This is a genomic window from Pseudomonas sp. GW823-FHT04A03, assembly GCF_058796615.1.
This window is the reverse complement of the sequence record NZ_JBXAIV010000011.1, coordinates 141,784-160,457: the sequence shown is the minus strand read 5'-3', so window position 1 is coordinate 160,457 and position 18,674 is coordinate 141,784. Positions and strand designations below refer to the sequence as shown.

Annotated in this window: 17 protein-coding genes; 6 read left to right on the top strand and 11 right to left on the bottom strand. The window is 59.3% G+C overall.

Annotation, left to right across the window (positions count from 1 at the left end):
* Positions 1–112 precede the first annotated feature (112 nt).
* From AC1Q9F_RS23655 to sdhC, 4 genes are read right to left on the bottom strand one after another with little or no spacing between them, the layout of a single operon-like run.
* The gene (locus AC1Q9F_RS23655) at positions 113–817 is read right to left on the bottom strand and encodes a succinate dehydrogenase iron-sulfur subunit (protein ID WP_007959035.1); all 705 of its coding nucleotides are present in this window, start codon (positions 815–817) and stop codon (positions 113–115) included.
* A gap of 11 nt (positions 818–828) precedes the next feature.
* Entirely contained in the window at positions 829–2,601 is a 1,773-nt protein-coding gene (gene sdhA / locus AC1Q9F_RS23650) for a succinate dehydrogenase flavoprotein subunit (protein WP_007959037.1), read from the bottom strand.
* A gap of 3 nt (positions 2,602–2,604) precedes the next feature.
* The gene (sdhD, locus tag AC1Q9F_RS23645) at positions 2,605–2,973 is read right to left on the bottom strand and encodes a succinate dehydrogenase, hydrophobic membrane anchor protein (RefSeq protein ID WP_007959040.1); all 369 of its coding nucleotides are present in this window, start codon (positions 2,971–2,973) and stop codon (positions 2,605–2,607) included.
* Positions 2,967–3,341, bottom strand: a complete 375-nt coding sequence (gene sdhC, locus AC1Q9F_RS23640) for a succinate dehydrogenase, cytochrome b556 subunit (RefSeq protein ID WP_011333113.1) — start codon at positions 3,339–3,341, stop codon at positions 2,967–2,969. The genes sdhD and sdhC overlap by 7 nt, the downstream gene beginning before the upstream one ends.
* A 364-nt stretch (positions 3,342–3,705) precedes the next feature.
* On the opposite strand from sdhC, the gene gltA reads away from it, so the two are divergent.
* Positions 3,706–4,995 carry a citrate synthase gene (gene gltA / locus AC1Q9F_RS23635; RefSeq protein ID WP_007959044.1) on the top strand — a complete coding sequence of 430 codons (1,290 nt, stop codon included), beginning with the start codon at positions 3,706–3,708 and terminating at the stop codon, positions 4,993–4,995.
* 867 nt (positions 4,996–5,862) lie between these two features.
* Here the strand turns inward: gltA and AC1Q9F_RS23630 are convergent.
* The 3 genes from AC1Q9F_RS23630 to AC1Q9F_RS23620 form a co-directional block, all read right to left on the bottom strand.
* Positions 5,863–7,521 carry a cation acetate symporter gene (locus AC1Q9F_RS23630; RefSeq protein ID WP_007959309.1) on the bottom strand — a complete coding sequence of 553 codons (1,659 nt, stop codon included), beginning with the start codon at positions 7,519–7,521 and terminating at the stop codon, positions 5,863–5,865.
* Positions 7,518–7,829, bottom strand: a complete 312-nt coding sequence (locus tag AC1Q9F_RS23625; protein WP_007959307.1) for a DUF485 domain-containing protein — start codon at positions 7,827–7,829, stop codon at positions 7,518–7,520. The genes AC1Q9F_RS23630 and AC1Q9F_RS23625 overlap by 4 nt, the downstream gene beginning before the upstream one ends.
* A 230-nt stretch (positions 7,830–8,059) precedes the next feature.
* Positions 8,060–8,911, bottom strand: a complete 852-nt coding sequence (locus tag AC1Q9F_RS23620; protein ID WP_102686063.1) for a glycine betaine ABC transporter substrate-binding protein — start codon at positions 8,909–8,911, stop codon at positions 8,060–8,062.
* 287 nt (positions 8,912–9,198) lie between these two features.
* Here AC1Q9F_RS23620 and AC1Q9F_RS23615 point away from each other — a divergent pair, with 287 nt between their 5' ends.
* Positions 9,199–10,794 carry a glycoside hydrolase family 17 protein gene (locus tag AC1Q9F_RS23615; protein WP_207985443.1) on the top strand — a complete coding sequence of 532 codons (1,596 nt, stop codon included), beginning with the start codon at positions 9,199–9,201 and terminating at the stop codon, positions 10,792–10,794.
* Positions 10,795–10,898: 104 nt separating this feature from the next.
* Here AC1Q9F_RS23615 and AC1Q9F_RS23610 read toward each other — a convergent pair whose 3' ends face one another.
* On the bottom strand, positions 10,899–11,267 hold the full coding sequence (locus AC1Q9F_RS23610; protein WP_085682953.1) for a hypothetical protein: 369 nt from the start codon (positions 11,265–11,267) through the stop codon (positions 10,899–10,901).
* 223 nt (positions 11,268–11,490) lie between these two features.
* On the opposite strand from AC1Q9F_RS23610, the gene AC1Q9F_RS23605 reads away from it, so the two are divergent.
* Positions 11,491–12,789, top strand: coding sequence for a serine/threonine protein kinase (locus tag AC1Q9F_RS23605; RefSeq protein ID WP_492620996.1), 1,299 nt, complete (start codon positions 11,491–11,493; stop codon positions 12,787–12,789).
* Positions 12,782–13,570, top strand: coding sequence for an MlaA family lipoprotein (locus tag AC1Q9F_RS23600; RefSeq protein ID WP_011333106.1), 789 nt, complete (start codon positions 12,782–12,784; stop codon positions 13,568–13,570). The genes AC1Q9F_RS23605 and AC1Q9F_RS23600 overlap by 8 nt, the downstream gene beginning before the upstream one ends.
* Positions 13,571–13,634: 64 nt before the next feature.
* Here AC1Q9F_RS23600 and AC1Q9F_RS23595 read toward each other — a convergent pair whose 3' ends face one another.
* Positions 13,635–14,549: a DUF808 domain-containing protein gene (locus AC1Q9F_RS23595; RefSeq protein ID WP_007959291.1), complete on the bottom strand. Its 915-nt coding sequence runs from the start codon at positions 14,547–14,549 to the stop codon at positions 13,635–13,637.
* Between the two features lie 134 nt (positions 14,550–14,683).
* Between AC1Q9F_RS23595 and AC1Q9F_RS23590 the strand changes: the two genes are divergently transcribed.
* Positions 14,684–15,289 (top strand): TetR/AcrR family transcriptional regulator, encoded by a 606-nt coding sequence (locus AC1Q9F_RS23590; RefSeq protein ID WP_007959290.1) that lies wholly within the window; start codon positions 14,684–14,686, stop codon positions 15,287–15,289.
* Between the two features lie 106 nt (positions 15,290–15,395).
* Here the strand turns inward: AC1Q9F_RS23590 and AC1Q9F_RS23585 are convergent, their stop codons facing one another.
* Both AC1Q9F_RS23585 and AC1Q9F_RS23580 read right to left on the bottom strand, forming a co-directional pair.
* Entirely contained in the window at positions 15,396–15,860 is a 465-nt protein-coding gene (locus AC1Q9F_RS23585; RefSeq protein WP_492620997.1) for an REP-associated tyrosine transposase, read from the bottom strand.
* A 210-nt stretch (positions 15,861–16,070) separates the two neighbouring features.
* Positions 16,071–16,511 carry a GlcG/HbpS family heme-binding protein gene (locus AC1Q9F_RS23580; RefSeq protein WP_011333104.1) on the bottom strand — a complete coding sequence of 147 codons (441 nt, stop codon included), beginning with the start codon at positions 16,509–16,511 and terminating at the stop codon, positions 16,071–16,073.
* Positions 16,512–16,779: 268 nt separating this feature from the next.
* On the opposite strand from AC1Q9F_RS23580, the gene gcl reads away from it, so the two are divergent.
* Positions 16,780–18,555 (top strand): glyoxylate carboligase, encoded by a 1,776-nt coding sequence (gene gcl / locus AC1Q9F_RS23575; RefSeq protein ID WP_085747087.1) that lies wholly within the window; start codon positions 16,780–16,782, stop codon positions 18,553–18,555.
* Positions 18,556–18,674 lie beyond the last annotated feature (119 nt).

Sequence of the window (18,674 nt, the reverse complement as noted above, 5' to 3'; positions counted from 1 at the left end):
ATTTCTTCAAAATAAGAGCCGCAGCTTATGGCTGCTGCTCTGGTTATAGCCATGGCGCGGGTTGAAGCCCGCGCCTAAGCCCTCTACGGGTACAGCGGTTACAGCAGCTGAATCACACGCCGCTCGAAAGCAGCATGTTACGGATGTGACCGATGGCCTTAGTCGGGTTCAGGCCTTTCGGACATACGTTGACGCAGTTCATGATGCCCCGGCAGCGGAAGACGCTGAACGGGTCATCGAGGGACGCCAGACGCTCGGACGTCTTGGTATCACGGCTGTCTGCCAGGAAGCGGTACGCTTGCAGCAGGGCAGCTGGACCCAGGAACTTGTCCGGGTTCCACCAGAAGGACGGGCAAGAGGTCGAGCAGCAAGCGCACAGGATGCACTCGTACAGACCGTCGAGCTTTTCACGCTCTTCAGGGGACTGCAGACGCTCGATGGCCGGAGCCGGCGTGTCGTTCTGCAGGAATGGCTTAACCTTCTCGTATTGCTTGTAGAAGATGCTCATATCGACAACCAGGTCACGGATAACCGGCAAACCTGGCAGTGGACGAACGATCAGCTTGTTACCTTTTACGACAGCGGACAGCGGCGTGATGCACGCCAGGCCGTTCTTGCCGTTGATGTTCATGCCGTCGGAGCCGCAGACGCCTTCACGGCAGGAGCGACGATAGGAGAAACCTTCGTCCTGCTCTTTGATCAGGGCCAGCACGTCCAGCACCATCAGGTCTTTACCACCGGTATCGACCTGGAATTCCTGCATGAACGGCGCAGCGTCCTGATCAGGGTTGTAACGATAAACACTGACTTGCAACATGGCGGTCACCCTTAATAAGTCCGGACTTTAGGTTCGAAAGTCGGAACAGTCTTCGGCGAGAAGTTCACGGCACGCTTGGTGACGCGCTTGTCACCCGGGAAGTACAGGGTGTGGCACAGCCAGTTTTCGTCGTCACGATCTTCGAAGTCTTCACGGGCGTGAGCGCCGCGGGACTCTTTACGTACTTCGGCAGCGATGGCGGTAGCTTCAGCCACTTCCAGCAGGTTTTGCAGTTCCAGCGCTTCGATACGTGCAGTGTTGAACGCCTGCGACTTGTCGTTGATCTTCACATTCGCGATGCGCTTGCGCAGATCAGCCAGCTGGGCAATACCTTTCTGCATGTATTCGCCGGTACGGAATACACCGAAGTAGTTCTGCATGCAGCTTTGCAGCTCGCGACGCAGGGTAGCGACGTCTTCGCCGTCGGTACGGTTGTTCAGGGCATTCAGACGCGCCAGGGCAGCTTCGATGTCGGCTTCGGTAGCGTCGTCGTATTCGATGCCGTCGGTCAGCGCCTTCTCCAGGTGCAGGCCGGCAGCGCGGCCGAATACCACCAGGTCGAGCAGCGAGTTGCCGCCCAGACGGTTGGCACCGTGAACCGATACGCAAGCCACTTCACCTACAGCGAACAGACCAGGAATGATCTGATCCACGCCTTCGGCGTCCTGGGTGATCGCCTGGCCGTGAATGTTGGTGGCAACGCCGCCCATCATGTAGTGGCAAGTCGGAACAACCGGAACCGGAGCAACCACCGGGTCAACGTGTGCGAAAGTCTTCGACAGTTCGCAGATGCCTGGCAGACGGCTGTGCAGCACTTCCTCGCCCAGGTGGTCGAGTTTGAGCATTACGTGGTCGCCATTCGGACCGCAACCGTTGCCGGCGATGATTTCCTTAACCATCGAACGGGCAACAACGTCACGACCGGCAAGGTCTTTGGCGTTCGGAGCATAACGCTCCATGAAACGCTCGCCGTGCTTGTTGATCAGGTAACCACCTTCACCACGGCAGCCTTCGGTAACCAGAACACCGGCGCCGGCGATGCCGGTCGGGTGGAACTGCCACATTTCGATGTCTTGTACCGGCACGCCAGCACGCAGAGCCATGCCGACGCCATCACCGGTGTTGATCAGGGCGTTGGTGGTGGATGCATAAATACGACCTGCACCGCCGGTAGCCAGTACGGTGGCTTTGGCGCGGATGTAGGTGGTTTCGCCGGTTTCGATGCAGATTGCGATCACACCGACGAATTCGCCTTCCTGGTTTTTCACCAGGTCGACAGCGTAGTACTCGTTCAGGAACGTGGTACCGGCTTTCAGGTTGCCCTGATAAAGGGTGTGCAGCAGCGCGTGACCGGTACGGTCGGAAGCGGCGCAAGTACGGGCAGCCTGCCCGCCTTTACCGTAATCCTTCGACTGACCGCCGAACGGACGCTGGTAGATACGGCCTTGCTCGGTACGCGAGAACGGCAGACCCATGTGGTCCAGCTCGAAAACGGCAGCCGGGCCTTCCTGACACATGTATTCGATAGCGTCCTGGTCACCGATGTAGTCGGAACCCTTGACGGTATCGTACATGTGCCAGCGCCAGTCATCGTTCGGGTCGGCCGAAGCGATGGCGCAGGTGATGCCGCCCTGTGCCGACACAGTGTGCGAACGGGTCGGGAAAACCTTGGTGATCACGGCAGTCTTGTGACCGCCCTGTGCCAGTTGCAGCGCTGCGCGCATGCCGGCACCGCCGCCACCAATAATGATGGCGTCGAAAGAAATCGTTGGAATGTTAGCCATGAATCAGATACCCCAGAGAATCTGCACACCCCAGACGAAGTAAGCGAACATCGCGACGCCGCATACTGCCTGGAAAAGGAAACGTACTGCAGTCGCGGACTTGCCCAGCGCCATTGGCGTCAGGTAGTCGGTCGCGATGGTCCACATGCCGACCCAGGCGTGAGCGCCCAGGGCAACCAGTGCCAGCAGACTGAAGATACGCATTCCGTTGTGGGCGAACAGGCCGTGCCATTGGTCGTAGCCAATGCCCGGGTTCGCGACGAGGTAGCCGATCAGGAAGATGAAATAAGCCGCGAGAACGACCGCAGACACACGCTGCGCCATCCAGTCATAGAGGCCCGAACGCGAAAGGTTTGTAACGCTGGTTACCATATCCAAACTCCTGCCAGAACGATCAGCACCACGGAAACGGCGATGATCAGTTTCGAGCCCAGGCGGCCGCCTTCCAGCGTCTCACCGATGCCCATGTCCATGATCAAGTGGCGCACACCGGCAACCAGGTGATACAGAAGAGCGGACAGGAGGCCCCATGCTACGAACTTGGCCAGCGGGCTGGTCAAGCATGCCTTCACCTCGACATAACCTTCCTCGGAACCCAGGGATTTGCCCAATGCATAAAGCATGATGCCAAGGCCCAGGAAGAGGATGATGCCGGAAACACGGTGAAGAAACGACGTAACGCCGGTGATGGGGAGTTTGATGGTCCTTAGGTCTAGGTTTACAGGTCGTTGGCTTTTCACGGCTTTTTTTTCACACTGAAGAGCCCCTAACAATCAGGGCAAAGTTGTTGGGGAGTGCACTGGTCAGGTAACCACCACCCAGGGATGCGACCCCCAATGAAAGCAAGCCCAAAAGCCCTTGGCGGTCGGTCGCCGAGTATAGACAGTTAGGCTACTAATGACAACGCAATCGCCTACCCCCAATAGCGGATTGCACAAGTCGTATAAAAGGCGTAAATGGCAGGCAATTTCGAGGAAAAAGTACGGTTAAAGCCTTCTGGAGCAAGACTTTAGGCAAATTGACATTCGAATTTATCTCACTATAGTGGTGCGGGCCCTGCGTGGGGGGTCTGTCTGATGATTTCAAGCATAAATAGGAGGCCACATGGCTGACAAAAAAGCGCAGTTGATCATCGAGGGCGCAGCCCCCGTCGAGCTGCCCATTTTAACCGGCACCGTTGGTCCCGATGTTATCGATGTTCGGGGCCTGACGGCCACGGGCCGCTTCACTTTCGACCCCGGTTTCATGTCGACCGCTTCCTGCGAATCGAAGATCACCTATATCGACGGCGACAACGGCATCCTGCTGCACCGCGGCTACCCGATCGAACAGCTGGCTGAAAAGTCGGACTACCTGGAAACCTGCTACCTGCTGCTGAACGGCGAACTGCCGACTGCAGAGCAAAAGGCCCAGTTCGTCGGCACCGTGAAGAACCACACCATGGTTCACGAGCAGCTGAAAACCTTCTTCAACGGCTTCCGCCGTGACGCCCACCCGATGGCCGTCATGTGTGGTGTAGTCGGCGCCCTCTCGGCCTTCTACCACGACTCCCTCGACATCAATAACCCGCAGCATCGCGAAATCTCCGCGATCCGCCTGGTTGCCAAGATGCCGACCCTGGCCGCGATGGTTTACAAGTACTCCATGGGCCAACCCATGATGTACCCGCGCAACGACCTGTCGTACGCGGAAAACTTCCTGCACATGATGTTCAACACCCCGTGCGAGATCAAACCGATCAGCCCGGTACTCGCCAAGGCCATGGACCGGATCTTCATCCTCCACGCCGACCACGAGCAGAACGCTTCGACCTCCACCGTGCGTCTGGCGGGCTCTTCGGGTGCCAACCCGTTCGCCTGTATCGCCGCCGGCATCGCCGCACTGTGGGGCCCTGCCCACGGCGGTGCGAACGAAGCCGTGCTGACCATGCTCGATGAAATCGGCGATGTCTCGAACATCGACAAGTTCATCGCCAAGGCCAAGGACAAGAACGATCCGTTCAAGCTGATGGGCTTCGGTCACCGCGTCTACAAGAACCGCGACCCTCGCGCGACTGTCATGAAGCAGACCTGCGACGAAGTGTTGAAGGAACTGGGTATCCAGAACGATCCGCAACTCGAACTGGCCATGCGCCTGGAAGAGATCGCCCTGACCGATCCGTACTTCATCGAGCGCTCGCTGTACCCGAACGTCGACTTCTACTCGGGGATCATCCTCAAGGCGATCGGCATTCCGACCAGCATGTTCACTGTGATTTTCGCCTTGGCACGTACTGTCGGCTGGATTTCGCACTGGAAGGAAATGCTGTCCAGCCCGTACAAGATTGGCCGTCCGCGTCAGCTGTACACGGGTTATGAGTCGCGGGATATCACCAAATTGGAAGACCGCAAATAAGGGCTGTCTTGCGATAGCGTCTTAGCGTTGTACCGGGAACGGCCTCCATGTGAATGGGGGCCGTTTTTCGTTTTGGGCATCTCAGCGGCCTTTGGGCCGACTGTTTTTTTTGTTGATTGGGTACATATCCGTTGCTTCGGGTGCTGCCGCTGGCGGTTTCGCTCTTACAGCGAGTCACTTTTGACAAACGCCTCAAAAGTAACCAAAAAGTCTACGCCCCGGCGTACGGCACTTCGCTTAGGCTCAGTGTTCCCTCGCTACGGTGTCCATCAGGGGGCATCGCCTACGGTTTGCTTCGCTGCACCTCCTCTCGATGTATGCGGCTTCGCCGCACGGCGCTGCGCGCCTACCCCCTGACGGACACCTCCGCTCGGCCTGCCGAAGGGGCTGGAGATCAAAAGCAGATCAAAAGCCAGAGCCAGAGCAAAAGCCAAACACGCCACGCCCCTCCCCACTCAACACAATGAGCGTTAGCTCGAGTACCGCTTTTGATCGCAGGGCCCGTCGGCAGGCTGAGTGGAGGGATTGATCCGGGGGTGGGAGCGCAGCGACCGTGCGGCGCAGCCGCATGCATCGAGAGGAGGTGCAGCGAAGCAAACCGTAGGCGATGCCCCCGGATCGATCCCGGAGCGAAGGAACCCCGAGCCTCAGCGAGGGGCCGTACGTCAGGGTTAGAGACCTTTTGGTTACTTTTGGGGCGTTTGCCAAAAGTGACCCGCCGTAAGGGCGGAACCCTAAGAAGCCGTTACCGCAGCAACGGATATACACCCCCCTCAAAAGTCCGATAACCGCCCACAAAAAAAATGCCCCAATCTCGCGATAAGGGCATTTTCCATTCAACTCAAGCTACACAATAAACCAAAATCCTCAGTGCGAAACCGCCCCACTAGCCCCCAACCCAGTCTGCGAACGCACAAACTGCGGGAAGAACGCCGCACGCTCGTTCTCTGCCGCCGCCGATTTATCAGTAACGGAGAAGAACCAGATCCCGATAAACGCAATGATCATCGAGAACAACGCAGGATACTCGTAAGGGAAGATCGCCTTCTCATGATGCAGAATCTGCACCCAGATGGTCGGGCCAAGAATCATCAGACCCACCGCACTCACCAGACCCAACCAGCCGCCAATCATCGCGCCGCGGGTGGTCAGCTTCTTCCAGTACATCGAAAGCAGCAGCACCGGGAAGTTGCAGCTCGCCGCGATGGAGAACGCCAGACCCACCATGAACGCAATGTTCTGGCTTTCGAACAGGATGCCCAGGCCGATGGCCAGAACGCCCAGCGCGATGGTGGTGATCTTCGAAACGCGGATTTCATCCTTCTCGTTGGCCTTGCCCTTCTTGATCACGCTGGCGTACAGGTCGTGAGACACCGCCGAAGCACCAGCCAGGGTCAGCCCGGCCACTACTGCCAGAATGGTCGCAAACGCTACTGCAGAGATGAAGCCGAGGAACACGCTGCCGCCCACGGCGTTGGCCAGGTGCACCGCCGCCATGTTGTTGCCGCCGAGCAGAGCGCCCGCTGCATCCTTGAACGCCGGGTTGGTGCTGACCAGCAGGATCGCGCCGAAACCGATGATGAAAGTCAGGATGTAGAAGTAGCCAATGAAACCGGTCGCGTACAGCACGCTCTTGCGGGCTTCTTTCGCGTCGCTGACAGTGAAGAAGCGCATCAAGATGTGCGGCAGGCCGGCGGTACCGAACATCAGCGCCAGACCCAGGGAGAACGCCGAAATCGGATCTTTTACCAGACCGCCCGGGCTCATGATCGCTTCGCCCTTGGCGTGAACCTTGATGGCTTCAGAGAACAGGGTGTTGAAGTCGAAGTTGACGTGCTTCATCACCATCAGCGCCATGAACGAGGCACCGGACAGCAACAGCACCGCCTTGATGATCTGCACCCAGGTGGTCGCCAGCATGCCGCCGAACAGCACGTACAGGCACATCAGGATACCGACCAGAATCACCGCAACGTGGTAGTCGAGACCGAACAGCAGCTGGATCAGCTTGCCGGCACCGACCATTTGCGCGATCAGGTAGAACGCCACCACCACCAGCGAACCGCAGGCAGACAGGGTGCGGATCTGGGTTTGCCCGAGGCGGTAGGACGCCACGTCGGCAAAGGTGTATTTACCCAGGTTGCGCAGGCGCTCGGCGATCAGGAACAGAATGATCGGCCAGCCCACCAGGAAGCCGATCGAGTAGATCAGGCCGTCGTAGCCGGAGGTGAACACCAGCGCGGAAATCCCCAGGAAGGACGCCGCCGACATGTAGTCACCGGCAATCGCCAGTCCGTTCTGGAATCCGGTGATCTTGCCGCCCGCCGCATAGTAGTCGGCCGCCGAATTGTTGCGCTTGGACGCCCAGTAGGTGATGCAGAGGGTCGCGCCAACGAACGCCACGAACATGACGATCGCGGAAACGTTGAGCGGTTGTTTGTGGACTTCGCCGGTCAGGGCGTCAGCGGCCCAGACGGCCGGAGCAAATGCTGCGATGCTCAAAAGAGCCAGTAGACGCCGGATCATTGCTGAGCCTCCTTGAGAATCGCGTTGTTCAGGTCGTCGAACTCGCCATTGGCGCGGCGCACGTAAATGCCGGTCAGGATGAAGGCCGAGATAATCAGCCCTACACCGATCGGTATGCCCCAGGTGATGGACGATTCGGGACTGATTTTCGTGCCGAGCACTTGCGGCCCGTACGCGATCAGAAGGATGAAGCCGGAGTAGAGCCCGAGCATGATCGCCGAGAGTATCCAGGCGAACCTTTCTCTTTTCTTGACCAGCTCCTTGAAGCGCGGGCTGTTCTGAATCGAGAGGTAAATGCTGTCGTTCATTGTTTTTATCCTCGCAGCACAGATTTTTATTTTTGGAACATATCCACTGTATGCGGCTGCGAGCCGGGTTCCAGACGACCTTAGTAGTAGAACGCCATGACGTTTTTGCCAATTTCCAGACAAGCCAAAAACGCCCATCCCTGCTTATTAATAGTGGGCAAACAAAAAAGGCCGCCCGACAGTCATGTCGGGCGGCCCTGGGAAGCGCAGATTAGACGCTTCGGCTTAAATCACTTGGTCCAGTCGGCAACACGCTCAGGGTGCTTGGCAACCCAATCCTTGGCCGCTGCGTCAGGTTTTGCACCGTCCTGAATTGCCAGCATGACTTCGCCGATTTCGTCTTTCGAAGCCCACTGGAAGTTCTTCAGGAACTTGGCCACTTCCGGCGCCTTGGTTGCCAGTTCCTTGCTGCCGATGCTGTTCACGGTTTCAGCCGCGCCGTACACGCCTTTCGGGTCGTCGAGGAAGCGCAGTTTCCACTTGGCGAACATCCAGTGCGGCACCCAGCCGGTAACGGCGATGGATTCGTTTTTCTTCTCGGCACGGGTCAGCTCGGCAATCATGCCGGCGCCGGAACTGGCCTTGAGTTGATAGCCGGTCAGGTCGTAATCCTTGATCGCCTGATCGGTCTTGAGCATCACGCCTGACCCGGCGTCGATGCCGACGATGCGTTTCTTGAAGGAGTCGTCGGTTTTCAGGTCTTCGATGGTCTTGGCCTTGACGTACTCCGGCACGATCAGACCGATTTTCGCGTCCTTGAAGTTCGGGCCGTAATCGACGACCTGATCCTTGTTCTTGGTCCAGTATTCGCCGTGGGTCACGGGCAGCCAGGCCGAAAGCATGGCGTCGAGTTTGCCGGTGGCAACGCCCTGCCACATGATGCCGGTAGCGACGGCTTGCAGTTTCACGTCGTAACCGAGTTTCTGCTTGATTACTTCGGCCGCCACGTGGGTGGTCGCGACGCTGTCGGACCAGCCGTCAACGTAACCGATGTTCAGGGTCTGTTTTTCAGCGCTGGCGAAAGTGGAGCTCATCGCAAGCACCAGAGCGGCACCTGCGCCTAAAAGTCGTCGCATCTTCATCGTTACTTCCCCGAAATGCTGCGCCCGACGGATGCCGGGCATCGTCAACGTATTGTTATGGTGCACAGCGCCCCCATCACGCCTGACCGCAAACTCGTTCGAACATCAGCGGAGTACTGACGCTTTTGATCATCAACCTGACGCTCGTTAAGACCTGCTCTGCCAGCGACCTCGAAGCAACGAGAAACGACATCAGAAAGCCATTAACTGCGTCCGGATATTTGGCGCCAGACAATCCGCCCGAACTTTGCATGTCAAAATCGTGCGGGCCACCAACCTGCTTATAAATGCAGGTAACATGCGTCGCTTTGCAGCCACTCGGCCTGACCATGTCCGCGACTTCCCGCTTCCCCTTTCTTCCTTATCTGTTCGCCTGCCTGCTCGGGCTGTTTGCCCTGTGCGGCTTCTGGTACGGCCTCGGCAAACCGGTGATTCTGCCGGACGTCGCCACCCCGACCCACAAGCTGCAATGCGCCTCCTACACCCCGTTCGACAAAGACCAGTCGCCGTTCGACGTGCCGTTCAAACTGCGCCCGGAGCGCATGGACGCCGACCTCGCCCTGCTCGCCACCCGCTTCGAATGCATCCGCACCTATTCGATGACCGGCCTTGAAGCGCTGCCGGATCTGGCGCGCAAGCACGGTTTGAAGTTGATGATCGGCGCGTGGGTCAACAGCAATCCGGTGGACACCGAGAAAGAAGTCGACTTGCTGATCGCTTCGGCCAATGCCAATCCGGACGTGGTCAGCGCCGTGATCGTCGGCAACGAAGCCTTGCTGCGCAAGGAAGTGACCGCCACCCAGCTGGTGAAGCTGATCAACAAGGTCAAGAGCCACATCAAGCAGCCGGTGACCTATGCGGATGTCTGGGAGTTCTGGCTCAAGCATCCGGAAGTTGCGCCGGCGGTGGATTTCCTGACCATCCACTTGCTGCCGTACTGGGAAGACGATCCGTCGAACATCGACGCCGCGCTGCATCATGTGGCCGAAGTGCGTCAGGTGTTCGGCAACAAGTTCGCGCCCAAGGACGTGATGATCGGCGAAACCGGCTGGCCGAGCGAAGGCCGACAGCGTGAGACCGCGTTGCCGAGCCGGGTCAACGAGGCCAAGTTCATTCGTGGTTTTGTCACCCTCGCCGAACAGGAAGGCTGGCGTTATAACCTGATCGAAGCGTTCGACCAGCCGTGGAAGCGCGGCAGCGAAGGCGCGGTCGGCGGTTACTGGGGGCTGTTCGATGCGGATCGCCAGGACAAGGGCGTACTGGCCGGCCCGGTGTCGAACGTGCCGTACTGGTCACAGTGGCTGGCGGTCGGCGGGCTGATTTTCCTCGGAACATTGCTGCTGGGCGGTCGGGTTCGTACGACGCGTTCGGCACTGATCCTGCCGCTGCTCGGCGCCCTCGCCGCCTGTTCGATCGGCGCATGGGGTGATCTGGCGCGAGTGACCACGCGATTTGCCAGCGAATGGCTGTGGGTCGGGTTGCTGACGGCTCTGAATCTGTTGGTGCTGGTCCATGCCGCGCTGACCTTGAGCGCCCGCAATGGCTGGCGTGAACGGGCGTTCAACGCTTTCGAGCGGCGGGCCGGCTGGCTGGTTGCGGCAGCCGGTTTCGCTGCTGCGGTGATGATGCTCGAGCTGGTGTTCGACCCGCGCTATCGCAGCTTTCCGAGCGTGGCGTTCATTCTGCCGGCGCTGGTTTATCTGTGCCGCCCGGTGCCCGTGGCCCGTCGGGAGATCGCCCTGCTGACCTTCATCATCGGCGCCGGCATTGCGCCGCAGTTGTTCCGCGAAGGACTGCAGAATCAGCAGGCGTGGGGCTGGGCGCTGGTCAGCGTGTTGATGGTGGCTGCACTTTGGCGCTGCCTGCGGGTTCGCAAGGGCTGATCTTCAGAGGCTGAACCGGCCTCTTCCCTGGCAAGCCAGCTCCCACAGGTTCTCTGTCTACATAGATCAAGTGTGGGAGCTGGCTTGCCAGCGATGGCTGACGGTCAGACGCCGCGAGACTCTCTAACCAGTCGCAACCCGGCAATCACCACCGCAAACACAGCCAGTGTCGTGTTGTACAGCGCCAGCGCCGGCAACCCGAACACCAGCGCCAGCACCGCCAGCCACCACCCTGCCCGTCCCGGCACTACAAAACCGATCACCGCAGCCGCGACCGCCGCCCAGCCCAGCATCTGGAAATGGATCATCAGGCCCAGGTTCGAGCGCACCGAGCATTCCCAACGGCTCGCCTCATCCACGCAGATGCCCACCCACTGCGCGTCCTCCATGAAGCCATAACGTGCGCCATAACTGGCGGCCAGCCACAACGGCAACAGAACGAGCAGCAGAATCACGGGCAAGCGGCGGGACATGGAACACTCCAATCGATGAAATCGGCGGCCAGCTTAATCTGCCGCCGCGCATACGCAAGGGCTAACAACTCTTAACTGGTCATTCATTCCGCGCAAAGTGTATCGTCCGGCTACTATTACTCCGAATTCCGTCAGTTTGGTGCCGTGGCATGGCACTTTGGCGCAAACCCGGTGGTCATAGCCTGCGAACCTCATTCGGCACCTTCCTCTAAGGGATCTAGTCATGCTCCGTTCCTTGCGCTTCGCCGCCCTGTTTGGCGGCCTTATTCTGAGTGCGTCCGCGCTGGCGGTGGATATCGACGCCGCCAGCTATGGCTATCCCCTGACCAATCCGTTCGAGGCGACCATCGCCACCACGCCGCCGGACTTGCGCCCTGAACTGCCACTGGACGACGACATCGATCAGACCGATCGCAGCGTCACCCTGCGCCCCGAGCGCGAATTCATCCTGCCGGACAATTTCTGGCCGGTGAAAAAACTGACTTACCGCATCGCCACCCAGGACAAAGCCGCGCCGCTGATCTTCCTGATCGCCGGCACCGGCGCGCGCTACGACAGCACGCTCAACGAATACCTGAAGAAGCTTTATTACAAGGCCGGCTACCACGTGGTGCAGCTGTCATCGCCGACCAGCTTCGACTTCATGAGCGCCGCCTCGCGCTTCGCCACCCCCGGCGTGACCAAGGAAGACGCCGAAGACATGTACCGGGTGATGCAGGCCGTGCGGGCGCAGAACCCGAAACTGCCGGTCACCGACTATTACCTCAGCGGTTACAGCCTCGGCGCACTGGACGCAGCGTTCGTAGCACATCTGGATGAAACCCGCCGCAGCTTCAACTTCAAGAAAGTCCTGCTGCTGAATCCGCCGGTCAATCTCTACACCTCGATCACCAACCTCGACAAGCTGGTGCAGACCGAGGTCAAGGGCATCAACAACAGCACAACCTTCTATGAACTGGTGCTGAGCAAACTGACCCGCTACTTCCAGCAGAAGGGTTACATCGACCTCAACGATGCGCTGCTCTACGACTTCCAGCAGTCCAAGCAGCACCTGAGCAACGAGCAGATGGCGATGCTGATCGGCACTTCGTTCCGCTTCTCGGCGGCGGATATCGCGTTCACTTCGGACCTGATCAACCGTCGCGGCCTGATCACCCCGCCGAAATTCCCGATCACCGAAGGCACCAGCCTTACGCCGTTCCTCAAGCGTGCGCTGCAATGCGACTTCGACTGCTACCTCACCGAACAGGTGATTCCGATGTGGCGCGCCCGCACCGACGGCGGCAGCCTGCTGCAACTGATCGATCAGGTGAGTCTGTACGCGCTGAAGGATTACCTGCACGAAAGCCCGAAAATCGCCGTCATGCACAACGCCGACGACGTGATCCTCGGCCCGGGCGACCTCGGCTTCCTGCGCAAGACCTTCGGCGATCGCCTGACCGTTTACCCGCTGGGCGGCCATTGCGGCAACCTTAACTACCGCGTCAACAGCGACGCCATGCTGGAGTTCTTCCGTGGCTAAATATCTCCTGCTGATTGCAGCGCTCCTCAGTGCAGGTATGGCCCAGGCCGACAACAGCAAAGCCAATGCACCGGTGGTCATCGACAGCGACGGCTTCAAGGAGCCGCTGTCCAAACTCAAGTTCAACCCGGGGCTGGATCAGCGCGAATTCGAGCGCTCGACCCTCAGCGCGCTGAACGTCTATGACCCGCTGGAAGAGTGGAACCGCCGCGTCTACCACTTCAACTACCGCTTCGACCAATGGGTGTTCCTGCCGGTGGTCGATGGCTACCGCTACATCACCCCGAGCTTCGTACGCACCGGTGTGAGCAACTTCTTCAACAACATTGGCGACGTGCCGAACCTGGTCAACAGCCTGTTGCAGTTCAAGGGCAAGCGCTCGATGGAAACCACCGCGCGCCTGCTGCTCAACACCACCATCGGCATCGCAGGGCTCTGGGATCCGGCCACCGCTATGGGCCTGCCACGCCAGAACGAAGACTTCGGCCAGACCCTGGGCTTCTATGGCGTACCGGGCGGTGCTTACTTCGTGCTGCCGATCCTCGGCCCATCGAACCTGCGCGATACCGCAGGTCTGGCCGTGGACTACACCGCCGAGTCCGCGATCAACTTCCTCAACGTCTCGGAAGTCAGCTCCAACCACCCGGAAGTCTGGGTACTGCGCGGCGTCGATAAGCGTTACCAGACCAGCTTCCGCTACGGTCAGTTGAACTCACCGTTCGAGTACGAGAAGGTGCGCTACGTCTACACCGAGTCGCGCAAGTTGCAGATCGCCGAGTAAAAACGCCGGCCACAAAAAAGGCCATTCGATGCGAGTCGAATGGCCTTTTTGTTTGCTTCAGGATTTAGCCTTTCAGGGCTTTCCAGACTTTGCCGATCACGGACACGCCCGCCAGCACCACCGCACCCGCGATGATCCCCGCTACACCGTTCAACAGCATCGGCACCACAAACCCGGCGCCACCGGCCGCTGCACCGACGCTTTCGATCCAGTGATGCACCACCGGCACGCCGTGGGTCAGGATGCCGCCACCGACCAGGAACATCGCAGCAGTGCCGATCACCGACAGGCTTTTCATCATATACGGCGCGGCGCGCAGGATGCCGTTGCCGATACTTTTGGCCATCTGCCCAGGCTTCTGGGTCAGCCACAGACCGAGGTCATCGAGTTTGACGATACCGGCCACCAGACCGTAAACACCCACGGTCATGACAATGGCGATGCCCGACATCACGATCACTTGCTGGGTCAGCGAAGCATCGGCCACGGTGCCGAGGGTGATGGCGATGATTTCCGCCGAGAGGATGAAGTCGGTGCGGATCGCGCCTTTGATCTTGTCTTTCTCGTACGCCACCAGATCGGTTGCCGGATCAGCCACGGCTTCAACCAACTGGGCGTGCTCAGCCTCGTCTTCGGCCTTGCTGTGCAGGAACTTGTGCGCGAGTTTTTCGAAACCTTCGAAACACAGGTAGGCGCCACCGACCATTAACAGCGGCGTCACCAGCCACGGAACGAACGCACTGATCGCCAGCGCCGACGGCACCAGGATCAGTTTGTTGACGAACGAGCCCTTGGCCACCGCCCAAACGACGGGGATTTCCCGCTCCGCGCGTACGCCGGAGACCTGCTGGGCATTGAGCGCCAAGTCGTCGCCGAGCACGCCGGCGGTCTTCTTGGCAGCCATTTTGGTCATCAACGCAACGTCGTCCAGAACGGTGGCGATGTCGTCGATCAGCACCAGCAAACTGCTTCCTGCCATGAATCTTGTTTCCTTATGTGAATAATGCCGCGCAGCATACCGCGACTGCAGGCCACACGGGGCATTGTTGAGCGCCGCGCGAGGCCGGTGCTACCATGCGCAACCGCCAGAACAGGCAAGGAACCACCGGGTTTATGAGCACAATCCGCGAGCGCAACAAAGAACTGATCCTGCGTGCAGCCAGCGAAGAGTTTGCCGACAAGGGCTTCGCTGCGACCAAAACCAGCGACATCGCCGCCAAGGCAGGACTGCCCAAGCCCAACGTCTATTACTACTTCAAGTCCAAGGAAAACCTCTACCGCGAGGTGCTGGAAAGTATCATCGTGCCGATCCTGCAGGCCTCGACCCCGTTCAACCCGGACGGCGTACCGAGCGAAGTGCTGAGCGGCTACATCCGCTCGAAGATCCGCATCTCCCGCGACCTGCCCTTCGCCTCCAAGGTGTTCGCCAGCGAAATCATGCACGGCGCCCCGCACCTGAGCGCCGACCTGGTCGAGCAGCTCAACGGCCAGGCCAAACACAACATCGACTGCATCCAGACCTGGATCGACCGCGGCCAGATCGCCCCGATCGACCCCAACCACCTGATGTTCAGCATCTGGGCCGCAACCCAGACCTACGCCGACTTCGACTGGCAGATCTCCGCCGTCACTGGCAAGGACAAGCTCGACGAAGCCGATTATGAAGCCGCAGCACAAACCATCATCCGGTTGGTGCTCAAGGGCTGCGAGCCGGACTGAAGTCCGCGGTGACCGCTTCGCGAGCAAGCTCGCTCCCACAGAAGATTTGTGAACGCCACAGATCCAGTGTGGGAGCGAGCTTGCTCGCGAACGAGGCGACTCAGTCTTACCGACAGGCCCAGACCGCGTCCCACAACGGGTACTGAGCCAGTTTTTTCACCAAACCGGCCCGCAATGGGTTGGCCACCACATACCGAGCCATTTTCACCAAATCCTCGTCCCGCCGCAGCGCATGATCATGAAACCCCGGCTGCCAAATACTTCCGCTTCTTCCGGCGCTTAGATTCACAGCCCGCGCACTCAAGGACTTGGTTTTCTGCATTAGTTCACGGAGCGATCCCTGCTTCAGATTGATCAACCAGTGCAGGTGATCAGGCATGACCACCCAGGCCAATGAATCAACCAAGCCTTGCTCCTGAGCACGTTGAAACTGATCGGCGACCAATCTACCCAACATGTAGTCCCTGAAAACAGGAGCACGTTTCAACGTATTGGCAGTCAGCAGATAAATGCGATTGGGCTCGTCATAACGCCCCAAGCGAAGTCGATGTGAGGCTGATGATTTTGGCATTCCGTTGCCCTTTCAATAGAAGACTTGAAAGGTTAGATCCGCTGACAGAATTAGACTGCGGATGACTTTGGCAGGATGTGTCTGTTAAATCGCCTTCGCGAGCAAGCTCGCTCCCACAGTGGGCCTGCTGTGTTAGACATTATGTGTCCGACACTTCGAATCAGTGAGGAGCGAGCCAGTCAGCGATGGCGTCAGTTCAAACGCCGCAAATCACGCAGCCACCCCCGCATCCGCCCGCAGGTCCAGGGCCTCTACGGCCTTGATTGCCACCTGTTCATCGATGTCCGACAGATCGCCGCTGATGCCGATCGCACCCAGCACGTTCCCCGCCTGATCACGAATCAGCACACCACCCGGTGCCGGCACGACGCTGCCCTGCCCCATGCTGTTAAGTGCCGCGATAAACGCCGGGCGTTGTTGCGCGTCCAGCGCCAGCAGGCGTGAGCCCTTGCCCAGGGCGATGGCGCCCCAGGCTTTGCCGATGGCGATGTTCGGGCGCAGCAGGCTGGCGCCGTCTTCGCGTTGCAGGGTGACCAGATGGCCACCGGTATCCAGTACCGCGATGGTCAGCGGCGCGGCGGAGATGGCCCGCCCTGCATTGATGGCTTCGTTGACCAGCTTGACTGCGACTTTCAAGGTTAAAGCGCTCATGGTGCCGTCCTCATTTTGTTATTGGGAAAGTCGTTGGGCTGCGCTTTTCTGCCGCAGCCCGATGCAACAAATAGAACACAATGAATTATTTTTTTGTATACAATAATTCTCGAAAAGCGCCTCATGCGACGAAAAGCCACAGCAGAACAGGCTTCCGACGAATGAAACAGGCGCTTGAGAAAATGGATTGACCTGCGCCGTCCGCCGTGAATACACTCTGCGCAAAGCCACTTGTATACAATTACAAAACGTAAAGAGGCACAAAACCATGAGCAAAATGAGAGCAATCGAAGCCGCCGTTCTGGTGATGCGCCGTGAAGGGGTTGATACCGCTTTTGGCATTCCAGGCGCTGCAATCAACCCGCTGTACTCCGCCCTGCAGAAAGTCGGTGGCATCGATCACGTCCTCGCTCGCCACGTTGAAGGCGCTTCGCACATGGCCGAGGGCTACACCCGCACCAAGGCCGGCAACATCGGCGTGTGCATCGGTACTTCCGGCCCGGCCGGTACCGACATGGTCACCGGTCTGTACAGCGCCTCCGCGGACTCGATCCCGATCCTCTGCATCACCGGGCAAGCACCCCGCGCCCGTATGCACAAGGAAGACTTCCAGGCCGTCGACATCACCAGCATCGTCAAACCGGTGACCAAGTGGGCGACCACCGTTCTGGAGCCGGGCCAGGTGCCTTACGCCTTCCAGAAAGCCTTCTACGAAATGCGCTCCGGCCGTCCAGGCCCGGTGCTGATCGACCTGCCGTTCGACGTGCAGATGGCTGAAATCGAATTCGACATCGACGCCTACCAGCCACTGCCGCTGGCCAAGCCGAGCGCCACCCGCGTGCAAGTCGAAAAAGCCCTGGCGATGCTGGATCAGGCCGAGCGTCCATTGCTGGTCGCCGGCGGCGGCATCATCAACGCTGACGCCAGCGAGCTGCTGGTGGAGTTCGCCGAGCTGACCGGCATTCCGGTGATCCCGACCCTGATGGGCTGGGGCACCATTCCGGACGATCACCCGCTGATGGTCGGCATGGTCGGTCTGCAGACTTCGCACCGTTACGGCAACGCCACGATGCTGAAATCCGACGTGGTACTGGGCGTCGGCAACCGCTGGGCGAACCGTCACACCGGCTCGGTCGACGTTTACACCGAAGGTCGCAAGTTCATTCACGTCGACATCGAACCGACCCAGATCGGCCGCGTGTTCACCCCGGACCTGGGCATCGTTTCCGACGCCGCTGCCGCGCTGACCGTGTTCATCGAAGTCGCCCGTGAATGGCAAGCCGCCGGCAAGCTGAAAAACCGCAGCGCCTGGCTGCAGGACTGCCAGCAGCGCAAAGCCAGCCTGCATCGCAAGACCCACTTCGACAACGTGCCGGTCAAGCCGCAGCGCGTTTACGAAGAAATGAACCAGGTGTTCGGCAAGGACACCTGCTACGTCAGCACCATTGGTCTGTCGCAGATTGCCGGCGCGCAGTTCCTGCACGTCTACAAGCCGCGTCACTGGATCAACTGTGGCCAGGCCGGCCCGTTGGGCTGGACCATTCCGGCAGCGCTGGGCGTGGTGAAGGCCGATCCGAACCGTAAAGTCGTGGCCCTGTCGGGGGACTATGACTTCCAGTTCATGATCGAAGAACTGGCGGTCGGCGCTCAGTTCAAACTGCCGTACATCCACGTCGTGGTGAACAACTCGTACCTGGGGCTGATCCGTCAGGCCCAGCGCGGGTTCGATATGGACTACTGCGTGCAGCTGTCCTTCGATAACCTGAACGCGCCGGAACTCAACGGTTATGGTGTCGACCACGTCGCAGTCGCCGAAGGCCTGGGCTGCAAGGCACTGCGTGTGTTCGAACCGGCTGACATCGCCCCTGCCCTGCGCAAGGCCGAAGAGCTGATCGAAGAGTTCAAGGTGCCGGTGATCGTCGAGATCATTCTGGAGCGTGTGACCAACATCTCCATGGGGACCGAGATCAACGCCGTCAACGAATTCGAAGACCTGGCGCTGGTCGGCAACGATGCGCCTACCGCGATTTCGTTGCTCGATTGATTGCTTTTGCTTGATCGTTCCCACGCTCTGCGTGGGAATGCAGCCGGGGACGCTCTGCGTCCCAAAGCGGACGCAGAGCGTCCATAGAGGCATTCCCACGCAGAGCGTGGGAACGAGAA